13 protein-coding genes are annotated in these 19,942 nt (G+C 34.8%); 2 read left to right on the plus strand and 11 right to left on the minus strand.

All coding sequences use genetic code 11. From position 1 onward, the window contains the following. Window positions 1–62: 62 nt before the first annotated feature. From BUA98_RS04080 to BUA98_RS04130, 11 genes are all read right to left on the minus strand, one after another. On the minus strand, window positions 63–635 hold the full coding sequence (locus BUA98_RS04080; protein ID WP_072970330.1) for a Crp/Fnr family transcriptional regulator: 573 nt from the start codon (window positions 633–635) through the stop codon (window positions 63–65). 9 nt (window positions 636–644) lie between these two features. After that, window positions 645–1,292 (minus strand): HAD family hydrolase, encoded by a 648-nt coding sequence (locus tag BUA98_RS04085; protein ID WP_072970331.1) that lies wholly within the window; start codon window positions 1,290–1,292, stop codon window positions 645–647. 3 nt (window positions 1,293–1,295) lie between these two features. Continuing rightward, window positions 1,296–2,504 (minus strand): BaiN/RdsA family NAD(P)/FAD-dependent oxidoreductase, encoded by a 1,209-nt coding sequence (locus BUA98_RS04090; RefSeq protein ID WP_072970332.1) that lies wholly within the window; start codon window positions 2,502–2,504, stop codon window positions 1,296–1,298. Next, complete coding sequence (locus BUA98_RS04095) at window positions 2,501–3,178, minus strand: glycerophosphodiester phosphodiesterase (protein ID WP_072970333.1); 678 nt, start codon at window positions 3,176–3,178, stop codon at window positions 2,501–2,503. The genes BUA98_RS04090 and BUA98_RS04095 overlap by 4 nt, the downstream gene beginning before the upstream one ends. A gap of 179 nt (window positions 3,179–3,357) precedes the next feature. Beyond that, window positions 3,358–5,025 carry an alpha-amylase family glycosyl hydrolase gene (locus BUA98_RS04100; RefSeq protein ID WP_072970334.1) on the minus strand — a complete coding sequence of 556 codons (1,668 nt, stop codon included), beginning with the start codon at window positions 5,023–5,025 and terminating at the stop codon, window positions 3,358–3,360. A 282-nt stretch (window positions 5,026–5,307) separates the two neighbouring features. Further along, complete coding sequence (locus BUA98_RS04105; RefSeq protein ID WP_072970335.1) at window positions 5,308–7,182, minus strand: glycoside hydrolase family 13 protein; 1,875 nt, start codon at window positions 7,180–7,182, stop codon at window positions 5,308–5,310. Window positions 7,183–7,287: 105 nt separating this feature from the next. After that, the gene (locus BUA98_RS04110) at window positions 7,288–9,402 is read right to left on the minus strand and encodes a glycoside hydrolase family 97 protein (protein WP_072970336.1); all 2,115 of its coding nucleotides are present in this window, start codon (window positions 9,400–9,402) and stop codon (window positions 7,288–7,290) included. A 20-nt stretch (window positions 9,403–9,422) separates the two neighbouring features. Then, window positions 9,423–11,726 (minus strand): glycoside hydrolase family 65 protein, encoded by a 2,304-nt coding sequence (locus BUA98_RS04115; protein ID WP_072970337.1) that lies wholly within the window; start codon window positions 11,724–11,726, stop codon window positions 9,423–9,425. A gap of 244 nt (window positions 11,727–11,970) precedes the next feature. Then, window positions 11,971–12,624, minus strand: a complete 654-nt coding sequence (gene pgmB / locus BUA98_RS04120) for a beta-phosphoglucomutase (RefSeq protein ID WP_072970338.1) — start codon at window positions 12,622–12,624, stop codon at window positions 11,971–11,973. Window positions 12,625–12,639: 15 nt separating this feature from the next. Beyond that, on the minus strand, window positions 12,640–13,995 hold the full coding sequence (locus BUA98_RS04125; protein WP_072970339.1) for an MFS transporter: 1,356 nt from the start codon (window positions 13,993–13,995) through the stop codon (window positions 12,640–12,642). A 178-nt stretch (window positions 13,996–14,173) separates the two neighbouring features. Beyond that, on the minus strand, window positions 14,174–15,205 hold the full coding sequence (locus BUA98_RS04130; protein WP_072970340.1) for a LacI family DNA-binding transcriptional regulator: 1,032 nt from the start codon (window positions 15,203–15,205) through the stop codon (window positions 14,174–14,176). Window positions 15,206–15,440: 235 nt separating this feature from the next. Between BUA98_RS04130 and BUA98_RS04135 the strand changes: the two genes are divergently transcribed. Beyond that, window positions 15,441–18,413, plus strand: coding sequence for a SusC/RagA family TonB-linked outer membrane protein (locus BUA98_RS04135; RefSeq protein WP_072970341.1), 2,973 nt, complete (start codon window positions 15,441–15,443; stop codon window positions 18,411–18,413). 10 nt (window positions 18,414–18,423) lie between these two features. Continuing rightward, window positions 18,424–19,941: a RagB/SusD family nutrient uptake outer membrane protein gene (locus tag BUA98_RS04140; protein WP_072970342.1), complete on the plus strand. Its 1,518-nt coding sequence runs from the start codon at window positions 18,424–18,426 to the stop codon at window positions 19,939–19,941. Window position 19,942 lies beyond the last annotated feature (1 nt).

A 19,942-nucleotide genomic window follows, 5' to 3' on the forward strand; every position in this document is an offset into this window, starting at 1 on the left:
CTTTTTTCAAATTTTATTTTGACAAAGATTTGCATTCAGATTTTAAATCTACTTGATAAATGTTAAGAAATATTTTGTCGAATTCGACTTAAAGATTCCGGGGTTATTCCTAAAAATGAAGCAATATAAATTAAAGGTGTTCGCTGAATTATTTTGGCTGGAGCCGATGCTAAAAAAGTAAGATATTTTTCTTTTGCAGGAATCATTTGAAGTTTTAATACCCGATCTGCCATACAAAGATAATTTTGTTCAGCAAGAATTCTCCCGACGCGTTCCCAATTCGGAATTTGAGTATATAAATATTGCATTTTTTCAAAACTGATGGAAAGAACTTCGCAGTCTTCTATACATTGTATGTTTTCAAAAGAAGCCGATTGATTTATAAAACTGGAATACGAAGCGATAAAGCCTTCATCGCAGCTTAAATAAGTGGTGATTTCTTTTCCGTCTTTTAAATAATAAACACGTGCCAAACCTTCAATTATAAAAAAAATCTTGTTGCTGATTTTTCCAATGGTCGAAAGATTCATTTTAGCATCAAATTTTTCATATTCAAAACAAGAATTGATTTTTTCGATTTCATTTTCAGAAAAAGAGGCAATCGCTATTATTTGTTTTTTTAGGGAAAGATTCATAATGAATTTCTATAAAATCTCAATTAAATCTGAAGGTGTATTTATTACCAATTTGGCACCGCTTGCAAGCAATTCATCTTCAGTTCTATAACCCCATGAAACCCCAAGTGGAAACATATTGGCGTTAGTTGCTGTCAACATATCGATATCGGAGTCGCCTATAAAAATAATTTCTTCTGTTTTTAAGTTCCAGTTTTTGCTTATTTCAAGGGCTTCAAACGGATTTGGTTTTTTAAGTGTTTCACTGCTTAAACCAACGGCAGTGTTAAAATAATTCGGGAATATTTCCGATGCTATCTTTTTCGTTAGTTCATCTGCTTTGTTGGAGAAAACGGCTAATTTGATATCTCTTGAAACTAAATTATCTAGCAATTCAACAATTCCTGCGTAAGGTTTTGTTTTCAGCGTACAAATTTCACGATATTCCGCAATCATATTTTCGAAACAAACTTCGATTTCATTCTCTGAATTGTTTGATGCTGGCAAAGCTTTGCTGACCAAATTTCTTAATCCACTTCCAATAAAATATTGGTAAGCATCATAAGTATGTGTTGGATAATTTAGATTGGTAAGAACAGTATTCATTGCATCTGAAATGTCTTCTAATGAGTTGACTAAGGTTCCGTCTAAATCAAAAATAATTCCTTTGTATTTCATCTCTTAAATAGTATTGGCTAAAATAAACCCGCTTGTCCAGGCATTCTGAAAATTAAACCCTCCGGTAATGGCATCAATATTTACAATTTCGCCTGCAAAATAAAGGTTTTGATGTAATTTGCTTTCCATGGTTTTAAAGTTGATTTCCTTTAAATCGATTCCCCCGGCTGTAACGAATTCCTCTTTAAAAGTACTTTTTCCGTTGACCTGAAATTTTGCTTTTGTGAGTTGGGAAGCTAAATTTTGTAATTGAATTTTAGATAAATCAGCCCATTTGGTTTCCGATTCAATTTCAGAAGCTAAAACCAAACTTTCCCATAAACGATTCGGAAAGTCGAAAGGAGATTTTTTTGAAACGGCTTTTTTGGCGTGTTCTTGTTTTAAGTCTTTTAGAATTTTTTCTGCATCATCCGTATCCACATCATTAAGCCAATTCACAAAAATCGTAAACTGATAATTTTTGTCGAATAAAGTGCGGGCGCCCCAGGCTGAAAGCTTCAAAATAGCAGGACCGCTCATTCCCCAATGGGTGATTAATAAAGGTCCGGTGGATTCCAGTTTGGTATCTTTTACGTTTACGGTAACTTGTGCCGCAACACCAGGTAATTCTTTAATGCGAGAATCTTTGATGTTGAAAGTGAATAGGGAAGGAACAGGACTGATAATCGCATGCCCTTTCTCCTGAAGCATTTCCCAAATTTTAGGATTGCTTCCGGTTGCCAGAACTAATTTTTCAGCTATAAATTTATCGCTTTGTGTGTCGATTTTCCAATGATCTTCTGCTTTGTAAATCGATTGTACGCTTTGACCCGTCAATACTTTTACACCTAATTTTTCGGTTGCTTTCAAGAAACAATCGATTATGGTTTGAGAAGAATTAGAAACCGGAAACATTCTTCCGTCGTCTTCGATTTTTAATTCAACGCCATGTTTTTCGAACCATTCAATCGTATCTCCCGAACAAAATTGATGAAATGGACCGCGAAGTTCTTTTTCTCCACGCGGATAAAATTTGACCAATTCATTTGGTTCAAAACAAGCGTGCGTTACGTTGCATCTTCCGCCACCGGAAACGCGGACTTTAGAAAGTACTTCTTTTCCTCTTTCTAAAATGGCAATTTTCAGTTTCGGGTTTTTCTCTGCAATATTTATCGCGGTAAAAAAACCTGCAGCGCCTCCGCCAACAATTAGGATGTCGAAATTTTGAGTCATATTTTATCTGGAAAATCAGTAATGATTCCGTTTACTTTTAAACTTTTTATTTTTTGAATGTCTTCTTCAATATTTACTGTCCAGGGTAAAACCAGAAATCCTTTTGCTTGAATTTCCTTAGTGTTTTCCTCATTCAGTAAATGATAATAAGGATGAATGGCTTTTGCTTTTATTGTTTCGGCGAAAGCCAAAGCTAAATCAAGATTGGTTTCTGTCAAAACGCCAATCGGAATTTTAGAATCGAAATTATGAACTTCCTGTAAAGCATTCCAATCAAAACTAGAAACGATAAAATGATCGTAACTCCAGTTTTTTTCTGAAACATATTCATCAATAAGAGAGACAACCTTTGTTAAAGTATTTGCATCTTTCAATTCTATATTGATGAAACATTTTTTGTTTACCAAATCAAAAACTTCATTTAAAGTTGGAATTTCATGCTTTTCTGCAATTAAAAACGATTTTAATTCCGGCAAAGATAAGGTATTTACAAAACCTTTTCCGTTGGTCATTTTGTTGATGGTTTCGTCATGAATGACAATTATATGCCCGTCAGCGCTTAAGTGAACATCGAGCTCGATTCCGTCAGCATTTAAGTCTAATGCTTTCTGAAAGGCTTGTAAAGTATTCTCGGGTTCGTAGCCTTTGGCACCGCGATGTGCAATCTTGAGCATGTCTAGAGAGTTTAACCGCAAAGGTCGCAAAGTTTTACGCAAAGGTCGCAAGGATTATGTAAAAATTAAATAGCCACGAATTCACGAATTATTTTTTGAAAATCTTTGAAGATTTAAATTCGTGAATTCGTGGCGAAAAAACTTTGCGAACCTAGCGTAAAACTTTGCGCTCCTTGCGGTTAAGTACGTTCCAATAAAACGACATCGAAATCACTATCAATACTAACTTTTCCATCAATAACTTCAACGTTTTGATCAGAATAAGTGTCTTTTAATTTTGTACCATTTTCGAAAATAGCATTTACTGGAATTTCTTTTTTACCTTTTGGTAAATCTAAACCAATAACGACTTTATCTTCGAAAGTTCCTTTTATAAAAATTCTGGAGAAAACATAAAATTCAGAACTAATTTGCTGATGAATTCCAGCGCCAATTGCAGGATGATTTTTTCTGAATTGCCCTAATTTCTGCCAATGCAAAAGTGTTTTTTTGGTTTCCTGATTGTTCAGAATATCATCCCAATTCATGTTGGAACGTAAAGTTGCATCGCCGTTAGTTCCTTCTATAACTAAAGATCTTCCAGATTCATCTCCGTAATACACTTGCGACATTCCCGGAGACAATAATAGTTTTGTTCCGGCTTCGATACCTTTCATTCTGTTGGCATCAAAGGGTTGACCGTCATCGTGTGACGACATATAATTAAGAACAGAATATCCTTTTAATTCATTGTTTAATGCATTCGAATATTTAGAAAATAAACCTTCATAATTGTTTTGAGCGGCGTTCCATTTGAATTCAAAATTGATCATGCTGTTGAAACCATTCTGAAAGTAATTTACTTTTCTATCCCCAAAATCATAATCCTGTCCACCACTGATTCCGTAACCATAAACTTCAGCAATCGTATAAAACGGGTTTTGATCTAAAACTTGTAACGGATGATGTTTCTTCCAGGTTTCGAAAGCGTAATCACATTCTTTTTTAAAATCAGCCCAAACGTCTTCGTTAGTGTGTTTTACAGTATCAGCTCTATAACCGTCAATTCCGAATTCAACAATATAATCTGTCAGCCATTTTATGATGTAATATTTTGGTGTTCTTGGATAATTCGTTCTTTTGAAGAACTCATCCAACGAAGCTATTTCTTTTTCATAACGGCCTTCTTTTTTCCATTTTTCAATTAAAAAAGGAGGGAGCTGAACTTCTTGTGTACTTTCTGTTCTGACATCCGGAAGATTATCAACCAAAGTGCACATGGTTGTGTTTTCAAACGATTTATAATCGCAAACTACTCCGGTTCTAACCCAATCCGAAGGCCAAACAGGATCTTCAGGCGTTACAGGGCCGGTATGATTGATAACGCCATCCAGGATAATTCGGATGCCTTTTTCGTGTGCTTTTTGAACCAATTTTGCTAAATCTTCTTTAGTTCCAAAATTAGGATCCAAAGCCGTCCAGTCTTTTGCCCAATAACCGTGAAAGCCATAAGTCAAACCCGTCCCTTCGTCAACGCCATCGTGAATTTGCTCTACAATCGGCGTAAGCCAAATGGCATTTATTCCTAGTTTTTCAAAATAGCCTGATTCAATTTTTTTTGTAATTCCGATGATATCTCCGCCTTCAAATCCGCGTAGTTTTGCGGGAGTTTTGGTTCGGTTAAAATTTACATCGTTGGCGGTATTTCCATTATAAAAACGATCGGTAAGTAAAAAGTAAACATTTGCTCCTTCCCAAACGAAAGGTGTTTTCGAAGTATTTTCGTTATTCATTGAAACTGATTTTGAGCCAGAACAACTCGTGATTAAGAATACTAAAGGTAAAAAAAGGAAAGTGTATTTTTTCATTTATTCTGAATTTAACGAAGATTTATAATTTGATTAATGCAAAAAAATAGCCACGAATTCACGAATTTATTTTCTTCATTAAGATGGTAAATAATAATTCGTGAATTTGTGGCGGAAAAATAGTTGCTTAAATTTTAAACACATAGAAACATAGGTTTTCATTCTTTTGAAAAGGTTGAAAAAAATGACAAATCATTTCACACATAGCTATGTGTTTTGATGCAAGTGAAATGCCTTTTTTAAACTGTCAAAAACTATGTCTCTCTGTGTTTAAATAAATATTTATTCCAATTCTAAAACCAAAGCCGATTTTGGTTCCAATGTAATTTCAGTAGCTAAATCAAATGTTTTTCCGGTTAAAACATCTTTTCCTGATTTAAAATTTTTGATGTTTTCTTTAAAACGATTTGTCTTCACCGTTTGTGCTTTTGCATTGTTATTGAAAACCACCATTACGGTTTTCTTATCATTATATCTGAAATAAACATAAGTGTTGTTTTCCGGAATATAATGTGTCATTTTACCGGTATGAATAGCTTCATTTGATTTTCTCCAGTTGAATAATTTTGAAGTAAAATCGAAATATTGCGCTTGTTCAGCTGTTCTTCCTTCTTTTGTCAAGGCATTGTTTTTGTCGCCACCCCATCCGCCAGGGAAATCTCTGCGAATATCTGCATCGCCTTTACCTTTGTCACCGCCCATTCCAATTTCTGAACCATAATAAACTTGTGGAATTCCACGAACTGTAGCCAATAAAGTCATTGCCAGTTTGTATTTAGGAAAATCGTATTTAAACTTATCATTCATACGATCGGTATCGTGATTTTCAGCAAAAACCAAAATGTTATTCGTATTTGGATATAAATAATCCATTGCAAAATTGTTGTAGAATTTAATCATTCCATTGTCCCAAGTTCCTTCACTTTCATTAAATGCAGAAGTAACCTGACTTTGAAGTGTAAAATCCATTACACTTGGTAAATTCGAATTGTAATTTTCGATGGCACCAATTTTACTGTCTTTTTGCCAATACGCTAAATTCGCCTGATTGTGCATCCAGATTTCACCCACAATATTGAAATTAGGATATTCATTTGTAATTGATTTTGCCCAATTGGCCATTGCCGTTTGGTCAGAGTAATTATAAGTATCTACTCTAAAACCGTCAAGATTAGCATATTCAATCCACCAAATGGCGTTTTGAGTTAAGTATTTAGCCACTAAAGGATTTCTCAAATTTAAATCGGGCATAGAAGGTACAAACCATCCATCAACACAAACTTCCTGATCTATTTTTGAAGCATGAATATCTGTAATAACCTCACGTCTGTGGTGTGTTTGCGTGAAATTTTCAAATTGATTGAACCAGTTTTTTGTTGGTATGTCTTTCATCATCCAGTGGGTAATTCCCCAGTGATTCGTAACATAATCCATAACCAGTTTCATGTCTTTTTTGTGCATTTCTGATGACAAACGAACGTAATCTTCATTCGTTCCGTAACGCGAATCTATTTTGTAAACGTCAGACTGTGCATATCCGTGATAAGAATGCTGTTTGTCGTTGTCTTCGCATAAAGGCGTGTTCCAGATTGTGGTTGCACCCAGAGACGAAATATAATCTAAGTTTTTGATGATTCCTTCAATATCTCCACCGTGACGTCCTGCTGGTTCTGTGCGATTTGCTTTTTCAGTTAAAGAAGCATTGCTGTCGTTTTTCGGATTTCCATTAGCAAAACGATCCGGCATGATTAGGTAAATCAGGTCTGAAGAATCGTAACTTTTTCGGTCAGCCGAATTCGCTCTTCTTTCTTTAAGGGAATATTTTTGAGTAAAAGCGACTTTGTTATTGGCTTTAAAAGAGAAAACCAATTCAGAAGCTTTTAAATTTTGAGTGTCAATTGTAACAAAAAGATAATTTGGATTTTCTGTTTTTTCGACATTTTTAATCGCCACATTGTTAGAAACCGAAGTTTCATATTGTGCAATATTTTTTCCGTAGAACATAATCTGTAACTCCGGATTTTTCATTCCCGCGTACCAAAATGGCGGTTCAACTTTCTGAATTTGCGCTTTCGCGGAAGCGGAAAATAGTAGAACAAATAGGAGTATTTTGTAGAAAATGTGGTTGGTTTGAAATGCTGTTTTTTGGATGTTCATAGTAAAGATGAATTTGTATTATATAAGAAATGTAAGAACATCTAAGATAAAAATTGGGGAGATTTCTATTTAAATGGACTTACATTCTTATAGTGTTAATTAAAATTATTTAGTTTCAATTATGCTAATTGCATAACCTCCTCCCGGAGCAGATAACTGTGATAATTTTGATTTATTTGTTACGGCAATTTTCTTAATCGTATAAGCTTGCGGATTAGTTTTGTAATGCGCATCTTTTGCATCAGCATAAATTGTTGCAGTATATTTTTTACCTTTTTCAAGGAAACTGAAATCGATGTTTGAAGTACGAGAAGTTTCTCCGTTTACGTTTCCAACGAACCAGTTGTTTGTTCCTTTTGCTTTACGTGCAACTGTAATAAAATCGCCTGGTTCAGCTTCAATATATTTGCTTTCAGACCAATCTACAGCCACATCTTTAATGAACTGGAAAGCATCTGGAAAACGGTTGTAATTCTCTGGAGTATCAGCCGCCATTTGCAATGGGCTGTACATCGTAACGTATAAAGCCAATTGATTTGCAATAGTACTGTTTACATGTGATTTGTTATCAGGATTCATTTTGCTGATGTCCATTTCGAAGATTCCAGGAGTGTAATCCATTGGACCTCCAATTAAACGCGTAAAAGGCAATACCGTAACGTGATTGGGTTTAGAGCCTCCAAAAGCCTGGTATTCTGTTCCTCTTGCCGCTTCGTTTCCAATTAAATTTGGATACGTTCTCGCAATTCCGGTTGGGCGAACGGCTTCGTGAGCATTCACCATAATTTTATAATCAGCTGCTTTTTCGATTGCATATTGATAATGATTGACAATCCATTGATCGTAATGGTTTTCACCGCGAGGTAAAATATCTCCAACATAACCGCTTTTTACAGCATCGTATCCGTTGTCTTTCATGAATTGATACGCTTTGTCCATATGACGCTCGTAGTTACGAACAGATCCAGAAGTTTCATGGTGCATGATAATTTTGATTCCTTTAGATTTTGCATATTCGTGCAAACCTTTCACATCAAAATCCGGGTAAGGCGTTACGAAATCAAAAACATAATCTTTTGAATGTCCAAACCAGTCTTCCCAGCCTTCGTTCCATCCTTCAACCAAAACAGCGTCGAAACCATTTGCAGCAGCAAAATCAATGTATTTTTTTACGTTAGCATTGTTCGCTCCGTGTGTTCCGCTTGGTTTTGCTTTTGAGAAATCAGAAACGCCCAATTGTACTGTTGGAAAATCGTTTGTGTACGACCAAGAGCTTTTTCCTGTAATCATTTCCCACCAAACACCAATATATTTTACGGGCTTAATCCATGAAGTATTATCAATTTTTGATGGATCATTTAAATTATAAGTCATTTTTGAAGCTAAGATTTCTCTTGCGTCATCACTAACCATAACCGTTCTCCACGGCGAATGGCTCGGTGCCTGCATATAACCTTTATCTCCTTTTGCATCTGGCGTTAACCACGATTCAAAAATCATGTTTTTGTCATCTAAATTCAAATGCATACAAGAATAATTAATCAAAGCTGCTTCGTGTAAGTTGATGTATAAACCATCATTTGTTTTCAACATCAAAGAAGTCTGAACTCCTGTTGGAGAAAAGTTCTTTTGAGAAACGTTTGCTGTATATGCTTTCTGAGACAAACCTCTAATTTCAGATAATTTCGATTTTGTATAATCGTATTCCTGCGTATCATAATCCCCTGGAATCCAAAATGCCGTGTGGTCGCCCGCCATTGCAAATTGGGTTCTTTCTTCTTTGATTACGAAATACGTAAGGTTCTTTTGTGTTGGGAATTCATATCTAAATCCAAGTCCGTCATCAAACAAACGGAAACGAATTACGATTTGTCTGTCCGTTCCTTTTTGATTTAAAGTAACAGCCAATTCATTATAATGATTTCTAATATTATCCACTTCTCCCCAAACCGGTTTCCATGTTTCATCAAAAGTGGAAGTTTTTGTATCAGCAACAGTAAAGTCATTCAATAAAGATTTTTTGTCATCTTTAAGTTCAAGACCTAATTTACTTGTTTTTACTACCTCTTTGTTTTTGTATTTTAAGCTGTAAGTTGGCGTTCCGTCGTTTTGAAGCGAAAATTCCATTACGAACTTTCCTTCGGGAGATTTTAATTGTTGTGCTTTTGCAATTGAGCTAAAAGCAAACAAGATTAAACTTGCGAAAAATAAGTTTTTCATGTTTTTTGATTTTAAGAGTATTAATTTATTTGTGCAAATTTACCTGCAATTTCAGGTTTCCCGTTAACTACAATAGTTAAATCCTGGTCTCCGTCTACGGTAAAAGTTGTTTCGTTGTGATTTACAGCTACTTTCAAAATTTGATTTCTGAAATTAATTTTAAACGAATAGCCTTTCCATTCTTTTGGAATTTTCGGAGCAAAATGAAGCTGGTCATTTTTAACACGCATTCCTCCAAAACCTTCTACAATGCTCATCCATGTTCCCGCCATTGACGTGATGTGACAGCCCTCTTCTACTTCTTTATTATAATCATCTAAATCCAGACGAGAAGTTCTTAAATAGAAAGTATAGGCCATATCCATTTTATCTAAATGGGCAGCCTGAATCGAGTGAACGCAAGGCGAAAGTGAACTTTCATGAACTGTAAATGATTCATAAAAATCGAAATTACGTTCTAATTCTTCTTTAGAAAAATGATCTTCGAAGAAATAGAAACATTGTAAAACATCGGCTTGTTTAATATAAGGAGAACGTAAAACACGATCCCAAGACCATTTTTGATTGATTGGTCTTTGTGAACGGTCTAAGTCTTTTACCGGAACTAAATCTTTGTCTAAGAAACCGTCTTGCTGTAAATAAATACCCAATTCTTTTGAAATAGGGAAGTACATGTCATTAGCTACTTTTTTCCATTCCTGAATTTCATTAGCAGATAATTTTACTTTTTCAAGAACACGTTTGTGATCAGAAGGATATTCCAGCGCCACTTTATTAATTTGTTCCGATGCATAATCGATACACCATTTTGCAATATAATTGGTATAGAAATTATTGTTGATGTTATTCTCATATTCGTTTGGACCTGTAACGCCCAAGATCACATATTGATTTTTTTCTTTAGAAAAAGAAGCTCTCTGATGCCAAAAACGTGCAATTCCGATTAAAACTTCCAGACCTTTTTCAGGAATATAAGAGTAATCTCCGGTAAAGCGGTGGTAATTATAAATGGCAAAAGCAATCGCACCATTTCGGTGAATTTCTTCGTGTGTGATTTCCCATTCGTTGTGGCATTCTTCTCCATTCATGGTAACCATTGGATACAGCGCCGCTCCGTTTTTGAAACCTAAATTGTCTTTTGCGTTTTCAATTGCTTTATCCAATTGATTGAAACGGTACGTCAATAAGTTTCTTGCAACTTGCTGATCTTTTGTCGCCATGTAAAACGGAATACAATAAGCTTCAGTGTCCCAATAAGTCGAACCACCGTATTTTTCTCCGGTAAAACCTTTTGGCCCGATGTTCAAACGAGAATCTTTTCCTAAATAGGTTTGATTTAACTGGAAAATGTTGAAACGAATTCCTTGTTGTGCTTTTACGTCGCCATCAATGGTAATATCTGACATTTCCCAGATTTTGCTCCAGGAGTCAATTTGATTTTGAAGTAAGGCATCATATCCTAAAGTAACGGCAGCTTTAATTGTTTTTTCGGCTGCAGCCAAAGTATTTTCGTGATTTAAAGAAACGGTATATCCACCAATTTTTTGAATAGATGAGGTTTGTCCTTTAGCGATAATGGTTCCGTAAGTAAACTGAACTTTATCTGTTGTTGAATCGATTGTTGAAGGCGAAATGTTTACGTTTTCTCCGTTTGCAAAAATCGTATTGTGCATGAAAGTCGTAACTTTAAAATGCGTTTTAAAAGTTTGCGCGGTTACAAAAGCTTCATTTGCACCTTTTTTTACTTCAAGAGGTTCCCAGAATTTTTCTTCCCAGTTGGCGTCTTCATTGGTAACTCCTGCGTCGATATAAGGTTTGTAAACAATTTTAGCATCTTTGTTTAAAGGCGTAATTTCGTATTTGATAATTCCGGCTTCATCTAAATCCAAAGAAAGAAAACGGCGAATGTTTACTGCAATTTCAGTTCCGTTTTTTAATGTCGCTTCAAAAGAACGGTTATACCATCCTTCTTTCATATTCAATTCTCTACGGAAGTTTTTAACCTCTGTACAAGTATTTAAATCTAAGTTTTCTTCGTTGATTTTAACGTCAATTCCAATCCAGTTTGGAGCGTTTAATACTTTTGCAAAATATTTTGGATAGCCGTTTTTCCACCAACCCACTTTAGTTTTGTCCGGATAATAAATTCCGGCGATATAACTTCCCTGAAAAGTTTCACCAGAGTATGTTTCTTCAAAATTGGCACGTTGTCCCATAGCACCGTTCCCGATACTAAAAAGACTCTCAGACGATTTTACTCTTTCTACATCAAATCCTTCTTCTATGATGGACCAATTGTCTGGTTTTATATAATCTTGATTCATTTTTTCTTTAATTAGATAATTGGGCAATTAGATAATTCTTTAATTAGAAAATGTGTCAATTTGATAATTAGATAATTACCTCTTTGGCTCTCTTTTTCGATTTATCTGATTAATTGCTCGTTTGTACTATTTTACTTTTTTAATTAGTTGATTTATATTTTCAAACCAAATAGATAATCAGTCAATTAGATAATTAGAAAATTCAAGTTTGGAGAATTATCTCATTTTCTAATTGGCACATTTTCTAATTAATTAGTTTCTCGATAAACGCTGTGTTTATTTCAGTGAAATCTTTAAAAATATAATCAGCTTCATGTAAAATTGTTTCCTCACCAATTCCAACACTTACCATTTCTCCTATGTTTGCTGCCTGAATTCCGGCAACAGAATCTTCAAAAACAATTGCATTTTTTGGATCAATATTTAATAATTGAGCCGCTTTTAAGAAAACTTCCGGATCCGGTTTTGCATTGGTAACATCATTTCCGTCAACAATAACATCGAAATACGAAAGGATTCCTGTTTTTTCAAGAATTGGTCGGGCATTTTTACTCGCAGAACCCAATGCAATTCCCTGGTTTTTATCTTTTAATAGTTGCAGAATTGTAAAAACTCCAGGAAGAATCTCGCTTTCGTCCATATCAACTAAATAAGATAAGTAATCTTCGTTTTTTTGAATTAGCCATTTGTCTTTGTCTTCCTGCGAAGCCTGAACATTTCCTAATCCAAGTATAATATCTAACGAACGTACACGGCTCACACCTTTAAGAAGTTCGTTGTCTTCATGCGTAAAATTTATATTTAAAGACTGAGCTATTTTTTGCCAGGCTAAAAAATGGTATTTGGCGGTATCAACGATTACGCCATCAAGATCGAATATGAATGCTTTTTTCATTATAAGGGAAATTCTTATTTATGATTTTTGAATAGTGTCGTCTACATCTTTCACTTTGTAGACTAAAAGAGCGGCTATTAGAAAACTTACACCACTTGTTATTAAGGCATAAATTGCATCGCCATTGTAAAGATATTTTACAATTGGACCTCCAATAAGTGCATTTACAATTTGTGGAATAACAACAAAGAAGTTGAAAATCCCCATGTAAACGCCCATTTTTTTAGGAGCAATAGATCCTGCAAGAATAGCGTAAGGCATAGCTAAAATACTTGCCCAGGCAACTCCAATTAAAATCATAGGAAGTACAACCCAATCTTCATTCGGCATAAAATAAATAGAAATTAATCCGATTCCTCCAATGATAAGTGATACTGCGTGAGTAGATTTACGACCGATTTTTTTAGCGATATACGGTAAGAAAAACAATGCGATAATAGCGGAAACTAAATTGTAAACGCCAAATAAAATTCCGACCCAGTCACCAGCATCTTGATACTTTTGACTTGAGGTGTCATTTAATGGCAATCCGTAAATGTGATGTGCGATTGCAGGAGTTGTAAATACCCACATTCCAAATAATCCAAACCAGGAAAAAAACTGAACCCAACTAAGCTGACGCATAGTAGTTGGCATTTTTGCAAAATCAGAAAAAATGTCTGTTAGTTTTGCTTTTTCGTCAGAAGGAATATCAATTTCACTTTGCGGATCTTCAAAATTGGCTAATTCTTCCGGAGTATATTCTTTTGTTGTAAAAAGTGTTACCAGAATTGATCCAATTAAAACTGCAGCTCCAATGATAAATGATAATTTCAGATTTAAAGGAATACTTCCAGGAACAGCATTGTTTGAGATGTGAAAATACTTTGTTAAAACATAAGGCAAAGCTGAACCAATTACAGCTCCAAAACCAATTAAGGAAGTTTGAATACTGAAACCTGCAGTACGTTGATCTGTTCTTAAATTATCACCAACTAGAGCACGAAACGGCTCCATAGCGATGTTGAAGGAAGCATCCATAATCATTAACATTCCGGCTCCAACCCATAAAGCTGGTAATACAGAAATAAAAATGTTAGCCTGAGGCATTAAAATTAATCCAACTGAAGCTAAAATTGCACCAACAAGAAAAAAGGGCTTTCGTCTTCCAAATCGTCCCCAGGTTTTATCACTGTAATGACCAATAACAGGTTGTACTATCAATCCCATAAGGGGAGCAATAATCCAAAACCATGATAATTCATGTACGTCGGCACCAAAAATTTGGAGAATTCTACTGGCATTTGCATTCTGAAGTGCAAACCCCATTTGTATTCCTAAGAAACCGAAACTCATGTTCCAAATTTCCCAGAAACTTAATTTACGCTTTTCCATTATCGTAATTAAATCATTAATTAGACGATAAGCGCTTTGCTTATCAAAACTTACTGTTTTTTCGAAGTAAAAGTAAAAGCTTTGACGGCCGTAAAAGTATAAATTATTTTTAGATAAATGCTAACAAAAAAGCCATAAATATTTTTTATGGCTTTAGAAAGGGTTGATTTTAAGAATTTTAGTCAGTAGATTCTCTTTTTATTAAATGTGTTTCTATAACTTCTGTAGTGTAATTTTCGTTTTCCTCGTCATCATCGTCGTGTTCCGCTTCAAGCCTTTCAATTAGCATTTTAGCAGCTTTATTTCCCATTTTTTCACCACTTTGACTTACGGTTGTAATGCTTGGTGTTGAGTATTTAGAAATAATTCCGTCAGTAAAAGCAATTACAGCCAAATCTTCAGGAACTTTAAGTCCCATTTTGCTTGCAGTCTTGATAATTGTTACTGCAAAAAGTTCATTTACAGCAAAAACAGCATCAAATGCTCTGTCATGCAAAAGCTGGCTAATTGTAATTTCACAAGTATCTACATCTTCAATTTTGATAATTAAATCTTCGTTGAAAGGTAATCCGTTGTCTAAAAGCGCTTTTTCGTAACCATCGGTTCTTAATTTTCCAACACTTACATAGTCGACAGTAGTGACTAATGCGATCTTTTTTCGTCCATTATCAATCAGGCTCTGAACTGCTTCATAAGCCGCAGCTTTATCATCTATAATAACTTTATCGCACAAAATATCATTGGTTACACGGTCGAACATTACAACCGGCATTCCCTGATTTATAACCTCGGTAATGTGATGAAAGTCACCTTTATACTGGGTTTCTTTAGAAAGTGACATGATAAAACCGTCGATGCTTCCGTTGGCCAACATCTCCATATTTAGGACTTCTTTATCGAAAGAATCATCAGATAAACAAATCACAACACTATAACCATTTTCGTTGGCAACCTGCTCAATTCCGTTGATTACAGTAGAGAAAAAATAATGTACAATTTCCGGAATGATAATACCAATACTTTTGGTTTTCCGGTTTTTTAGACTAAGGGCAATATTGTTGGGTTTATAGTTGTAAAATTTGGCAAAAGCCTGCACTTTTAAGCGTGTTTCTTCCCCTATTTCTAAGCTGTTTCTTAGTGATTTTGAGACAGTTGAAATAGAAACGTCCAGTTCCTTTGCAATCTGTTTTAGCGTGATTTTACGTTTCATATGTAGTATTGAAAAAAATCTAATTAATAATAAAGATATCTTTTATTTTATGATTTAGCATTTTTTGACTTAAAAGATTACAAAAAATAGAAAGTTTTCAACACTATCACGTTTTCGTAAACCAATTAAAATTGCCTCTTGTTGGGCGTGTTAAAATATTCCTAATTTTGAAATTCGAAGTAAAATTAAAAACTTAACTAACAATCACAAACTCAAACTAATTTAAACAAAAAGTATGAAAACAATTTACAAAAAGTTGTTATTTTTATTCCTACTGCTGCCGTTTACTGTACTCGCTCAAAGTACGCTAAGTGGTACTGTTGTCGAAAAGTCCGGACAACCAATTCCAGGAGTAAATATAAGTGTTCAGGGCACGCCAGGAGGTGCTTCTACAGATTTCGACGGGAAGTTTCAGTTACCTAATGTAAAAAAAGGAGACAAAGTTGTAGTTTCTTTCATTGGGTACAAAACATACTCCGTTATCTATGATGGACAGAAAAATTTAACTGTAACCTTACAAGAAGATGCAAATGAACTTAAAGAAGTTGTAGTTCAGGTAGGTTACGGTTCTACAAAAAAGAAGGATGTAACAGGTGCGGTATCTAAAGTTACTGCTGAAAACCTAAATCAGGGAACTTTAGTTGATCCTATCCAGGGATTACAAGGTAAAGCAGCAGGGGTTTCGATCACAAAACAAGGGGGTGACCCAAATAAAGGTTTTGATGTTCGTATTCGTGGAGCTGCTGGTTTTGCTGCCGGAGGTTCACCTTTATATGTAGTTGATGGCGTTAGAGGTGTTGATCCTACAACGATTTCTCCAGATGATATTACTTCTTATGATATCCTTAAAGATGCGGCTTCGACTGCAATTTATGGTGCTGATGGAGCAAATGGAGTGGTTTTCATTACAACTAAAAAAGGAAAATCAGGAAAAACATTAATTGAATTTAATTCATCTATAGCTACAGATCAGGTTGCTAATGAGCAAGATTTTATTTCTGCAGGTCAATATAGAGATTATATTGCAGCACATCCAAGTATCGATTTTACTGATAATGGTGGAAATGTAGACTGGCAAAATCAAATTTTCAGAACCGGTTTTACTAAAGTTAATAGTTTAGCTGTTTCTGGAGGAAGTGAGACAGGAAATTACAGAGGATCTATTTCGAATAGTGATTTTGAAGGAGTTATTAGAAACTCAGGAAAAAAGAGAACTGTTGGTAGATTAAACTTAACTCAAAAAGCATTCAACGACAAGTTAGTTTTCGATATGGGGCTTTCGGCTACTATAGAACACAATGACTATGTAAATTATGGAACTGATGGAAAAGATCAGGTGATTTATCAAGCTTTTCAAAGGCTACCAACCGATCCGGTTTACAGAGCTGATGGAGCTTTATTTGAAGCACCGGGGACAAATAATTACTATAATCCAATGCAATCAATTAATAATATTGAGAACAATAGAGATGCTAAATTCCTTTCTGGTAATTTAGGTTTGTCTTATGAGTTTGCAAAAGGGTTAGTAGGTAAAGTTTCTGGTAGTTATTTAAGAAACGATAGTGAAAGTACTTATTTTGAGCCTACTTACAACTATGTTTTTACAGGTACTACTGAAACTCCAATTTATTTAGGATATGGAAAAAGATCTTATGCGAATTGGGAGCAAGGTTTAGTTGAGGCTACTTTAACGTACAAAACTACATTTGCTGATTCGCACAATGTGACATTATTGGGAGGTTACTCTTATAGAACGACCGGAAGTGATGGTTTTGCTATGGAAGCTAACAACTCTACTTCTAATACTTTAGGTTCTGATAATTTTCAAAATTTCGAAACTATTGTTTTGGGTAACTTGACTTCATATAAAAATGAGCGTAAAGACATTGGTATGTTTGCAAGAGCAACTTATGACTTTCAATCTAAATACTACGTGACAGGAATGATTCGTAGAGATGGTTCATCTATTTTTGGAGAGAACGAGCAATGGGGTTACTTCCCATCAGTTCAGGTTGCATGGAATATTGCTAACGAAAACTTCATTAGAGATAACGTAAGCGCATTGAATTTATTAAAATTCAGAGGAAGCTGGGGTATTTCTGGAAATAGTAATTTACCAGTTGATGCTAAAGATTTAGCAGTTAGACCTTCTATTCAAGGTGGATTAGTAGCTTATGGTTATAATCACAATGCTAATCCTGATTTAAAATGGGATCAAAATACGGAGACCAACTTTGGACTTGATTTTGGTTTATTTAATAACAGATTAAGTGGGTCAGTTGAATTATACAGTAAAAAAATTACTGATATGTTGATTGCTAATACAAACGTTCCAACTGAAACAAATTTCTCAAATACTACTTTTATTAATGGTGGAGAAATGAAAAATACTGGTATTGAAGCAACTTTGACTGGTAAAGTAGTTGATGGTAAAGACTTTAGCTGGAGTACAACAGTAGTGTATACTCAAAACAAACAAGAAGTTATTGCTTTAGGAAATGACCGTTATAATTATTCGTTTATTAATACAGGTTATATTTCTGGACCTGGATTAGTTGGTGTACCAACACAAAGAATGCAGGCGGGTTATAAATTAGGTACGTTTTTCGGATATGAGTACGCTGGAGTATCTAATGGGAAGTGGTTGATCAAAGGAAATGACGATCAATTACACTATTTAGAAGATGTAGCTAATTCTGATGATCACAAAAAAGTAATTGGTAATGCTTTACCAGATTTTGAAATGGGATGGAGTAACTATCTTAAATACAAAAACTGGGATATGAGTATGTCATTTAGAGCCGTTGTTGGAAATGATGTTTACAATGCGACGAATCAGGTTTTTGGAAATCCTGATCAGGTTGGAACCAGAAGTGTAAACAATGAAGCATTAATTTTGAATGATGCTGGAATTCAGGGAGCTTATAGCGCTTTGTCATATTACATTGAAGATGCAAGTTTTATTAAGTTAGACAATATTAACTTAGGTTACACTTTTGTAAACCCGTCATTTGCTTCTGCAATTTCAAAACTTCGTTTTTATGCTTCTATGAACAATGTATTTACCTTAACGAATTATGGTGGTGCGGATCCTGAGGTTAATTTTTCTGGAGGAAAAGACAATAAAGAAATCTTTTTTGGAATAGATAATTACAACAACTATCCTAAAACAAGAACCTTAACATTTGGTTTGAATCTTTCATTTTAATACAAAAATCATGAAACTAAAAAATAAAATAACGGTATTAGGTTTAAGCTTTTTAGCTTTTTCTTGTACTGATTTAGATACAACAAATAGCGAGTATTTGACAGGAGAACAATATCCTGAAACTACAGAACAAGCTATCAATCTTGCTACACCTGTTTTTGCTAAGACACAAGGAATGCTTGACGGTGGAGGATGGTGGTTTACTCAGGAATTAACTTCTGACGAGGCAGTTTGTCCTACAAGGGGAGCTGACTGGGATGATGGTGGAAAATGGAGAGCTTTATCAAGACATACTTGGGGACCCCAAACTGAAGCTGTCACTCAATTATATGGAATGATTTATTCTGCAGTGCCTCAGGCAAATTATGCAATTGAAACTTTAACACCAGCTTCTGCCGCAAATCCAAGGGTAGCAAAAGTTTTAGCTCAGGTAAAAGTTTCAAGAGCTTATTATTACTATCTAGCTATAGATAATTTTGGAGATGTTCCTTTTCCAACAACTTTTACAGGGGCTGAAGAATTTCCTTCTAAAACTCCAAGAGCAGAAGTTTTTGCTGCCATTGTTAAAGATGTAGAAGATAATGTTGCGTTATTGCCAAAACAAGGCGATGATGGTGTTGTAAGAAGTGATATTACTCAAGGTATGGGATATACACTTTTGGCTAAATTGTATTTAAATGCAAAAGTTTATACCGGAACAGCAATGTGGGAAAAAGCTATTGCAGCTTGTGATAAGGTATTAGCATTAGGGTATTCTTTAGAAGCTAATCCTTTAGCACCATTTGCAACTCAAAATGAAAATTGTAAAGAAAATATCTATACAATTGCTTATGATCAGGATACTTACAAAGGTTTCAATCTTCATATGCGTACTTTAATTGACTTATCTCAACAGACTTTCAATATGAGTACAGCTCCATGGAATGGATTCGCAACTTTAGAAGCACATTATAATTCGTTTCCTTCTGGAGATAAAAGGTTAGCAGGAATCCTTGTTGGACAACAAAAAACAAAAGCTGGCGATAATATTCAGGATCCTAAGTCAGGAAATGCAAGTTTAGTTTTTACAGCTAATATTCCAAATCTGCAAATGTCATTAGGAACTAATACACAAGAGCAAATTAGAATGGCCGGTGCAAGACCAGTAAAATGGGAAATTGCAGCAGGTGCTAGAGATAATTTAAGTAATGATTTCCCTCTTTTCAGACTGGCTGATGTTAAGTTAATGAAAGCGGAGGCTCTAGTTTGGTTAAATGGTGCTGGTGCTGGTGATGCTTTAGTTAATGAAATTAAAGGCAGAGCAGGTATTGCTCAAACAAGTGGATACACATTGAATGATATTTTAGCAGAAAGAGGTAGAGAAATGATGTGGGAAGGACACCGTCGTCAGGATTTGATCCGTAACGGTAAATTTGAAAACATTTGGTGGGAGAAATCAGATACTGATGCTAACCACAGATTGTTCCCAATTCCTCAATATGCGATTAATGCAAATAAAAATTTATTGCCACAAAACCCAGGATATTAAT

Source organism: Flavobacterium saccharophilum (assembly GCF_900142735.1).
In the GTDB taxonomy this organism is placed as follows: Bacteria; Bacteroidota; Bacteroidia; order Flavobacteriales; family Flavobacteriaceae; genus Flavobacterium; species Flavobacterium saccharophilum.

Bases quoted from the DNA above. Each gene is read 5' to 3' on its own strand.
- BUA98_RS04080 (WP_072970330.1), bottom strand. From the start codon at position 635: ATGAATCTTTCCCTAAAAAAACAAATAATAGCGATTGCCTCTTTTTCT.
- BUA98_RS04085 (WP_072970331.1), bottom strand. From the start codon at position 1,292: ATGAAATACAAAGGAATTATTTTTGATTTAGACGGAACCTTAGTCAAC.
- BUA98_RS04090 (WP_072970332.1), bottom strand. From the start codon at position 2,504: ATGACTCAAAATTTCGACATCCTAATTGTTGGCGGAGGCGCTGCAGGT.
- BUA98_RS04095 (WP_072970333.1), bottom strand. From the start codon at position 3,178: ATGCTCAAGATTGCACATCGCGGTGCCAAAGGCTACGAACCCGAGAAT.
- BUA98_RS04100 (WP_072970334.1), bottom strand. From the start codon at position 5,025: ATGAAAAAATACACTTTCCTTTTTTTACCTTTAGTATTCTTAATCACG.
- BUA98_RS04105 (WP_072970335.1), bottom strand. From the start codon at position 7,182: ATGAACATCCAAAAAACAGCATTTCAAACCAACCACATTTTCTACAAA.
- BUA98_RS04110 (WP_072970336.1), bottom strand. From the start codon at position 9,402: ATGAAAAACTTATTTTTCGCAAGTTTAATCTTGTTTGCTTTTAGCTCA.
- BUA98_RS04115 (WP_072970337.1), bottom strand. From the start codon at position 11,726: ATGAATCAAGATTATATAAAACCAGACAATTGGTCCATCATAGAAGAA.
- BUA98_RS04125 (WP_072970339.1), bottom strand. From the start codon at position 13,995: ATGGAAAAGCGTAAATTAAGTTTCTGGGAAATTTGGAACATGAGTTTC.
- BUA98_RS04130 (WP_072970340.1), bottom strand. From the start codon at position 15,205: ATGAAACGTAAAATCACGCTAAAACAGATTGCAAAGGAACTGGACGTT.
- BUA98_RS04135 (WP_072970341.1), top strand. From the start codon at position 15,441: ATGAAAACAATTTACAAAAAGTTGTTATTTTTATTCCTACTGCTGCCG.
- BUA98_RS04140 (WP_072970342.1), top strand. From the start codon at position 18,424: ATGAAACTAAAAAATAAAATAACGGTATTAGGTTTAAGCTTTTTAGCT.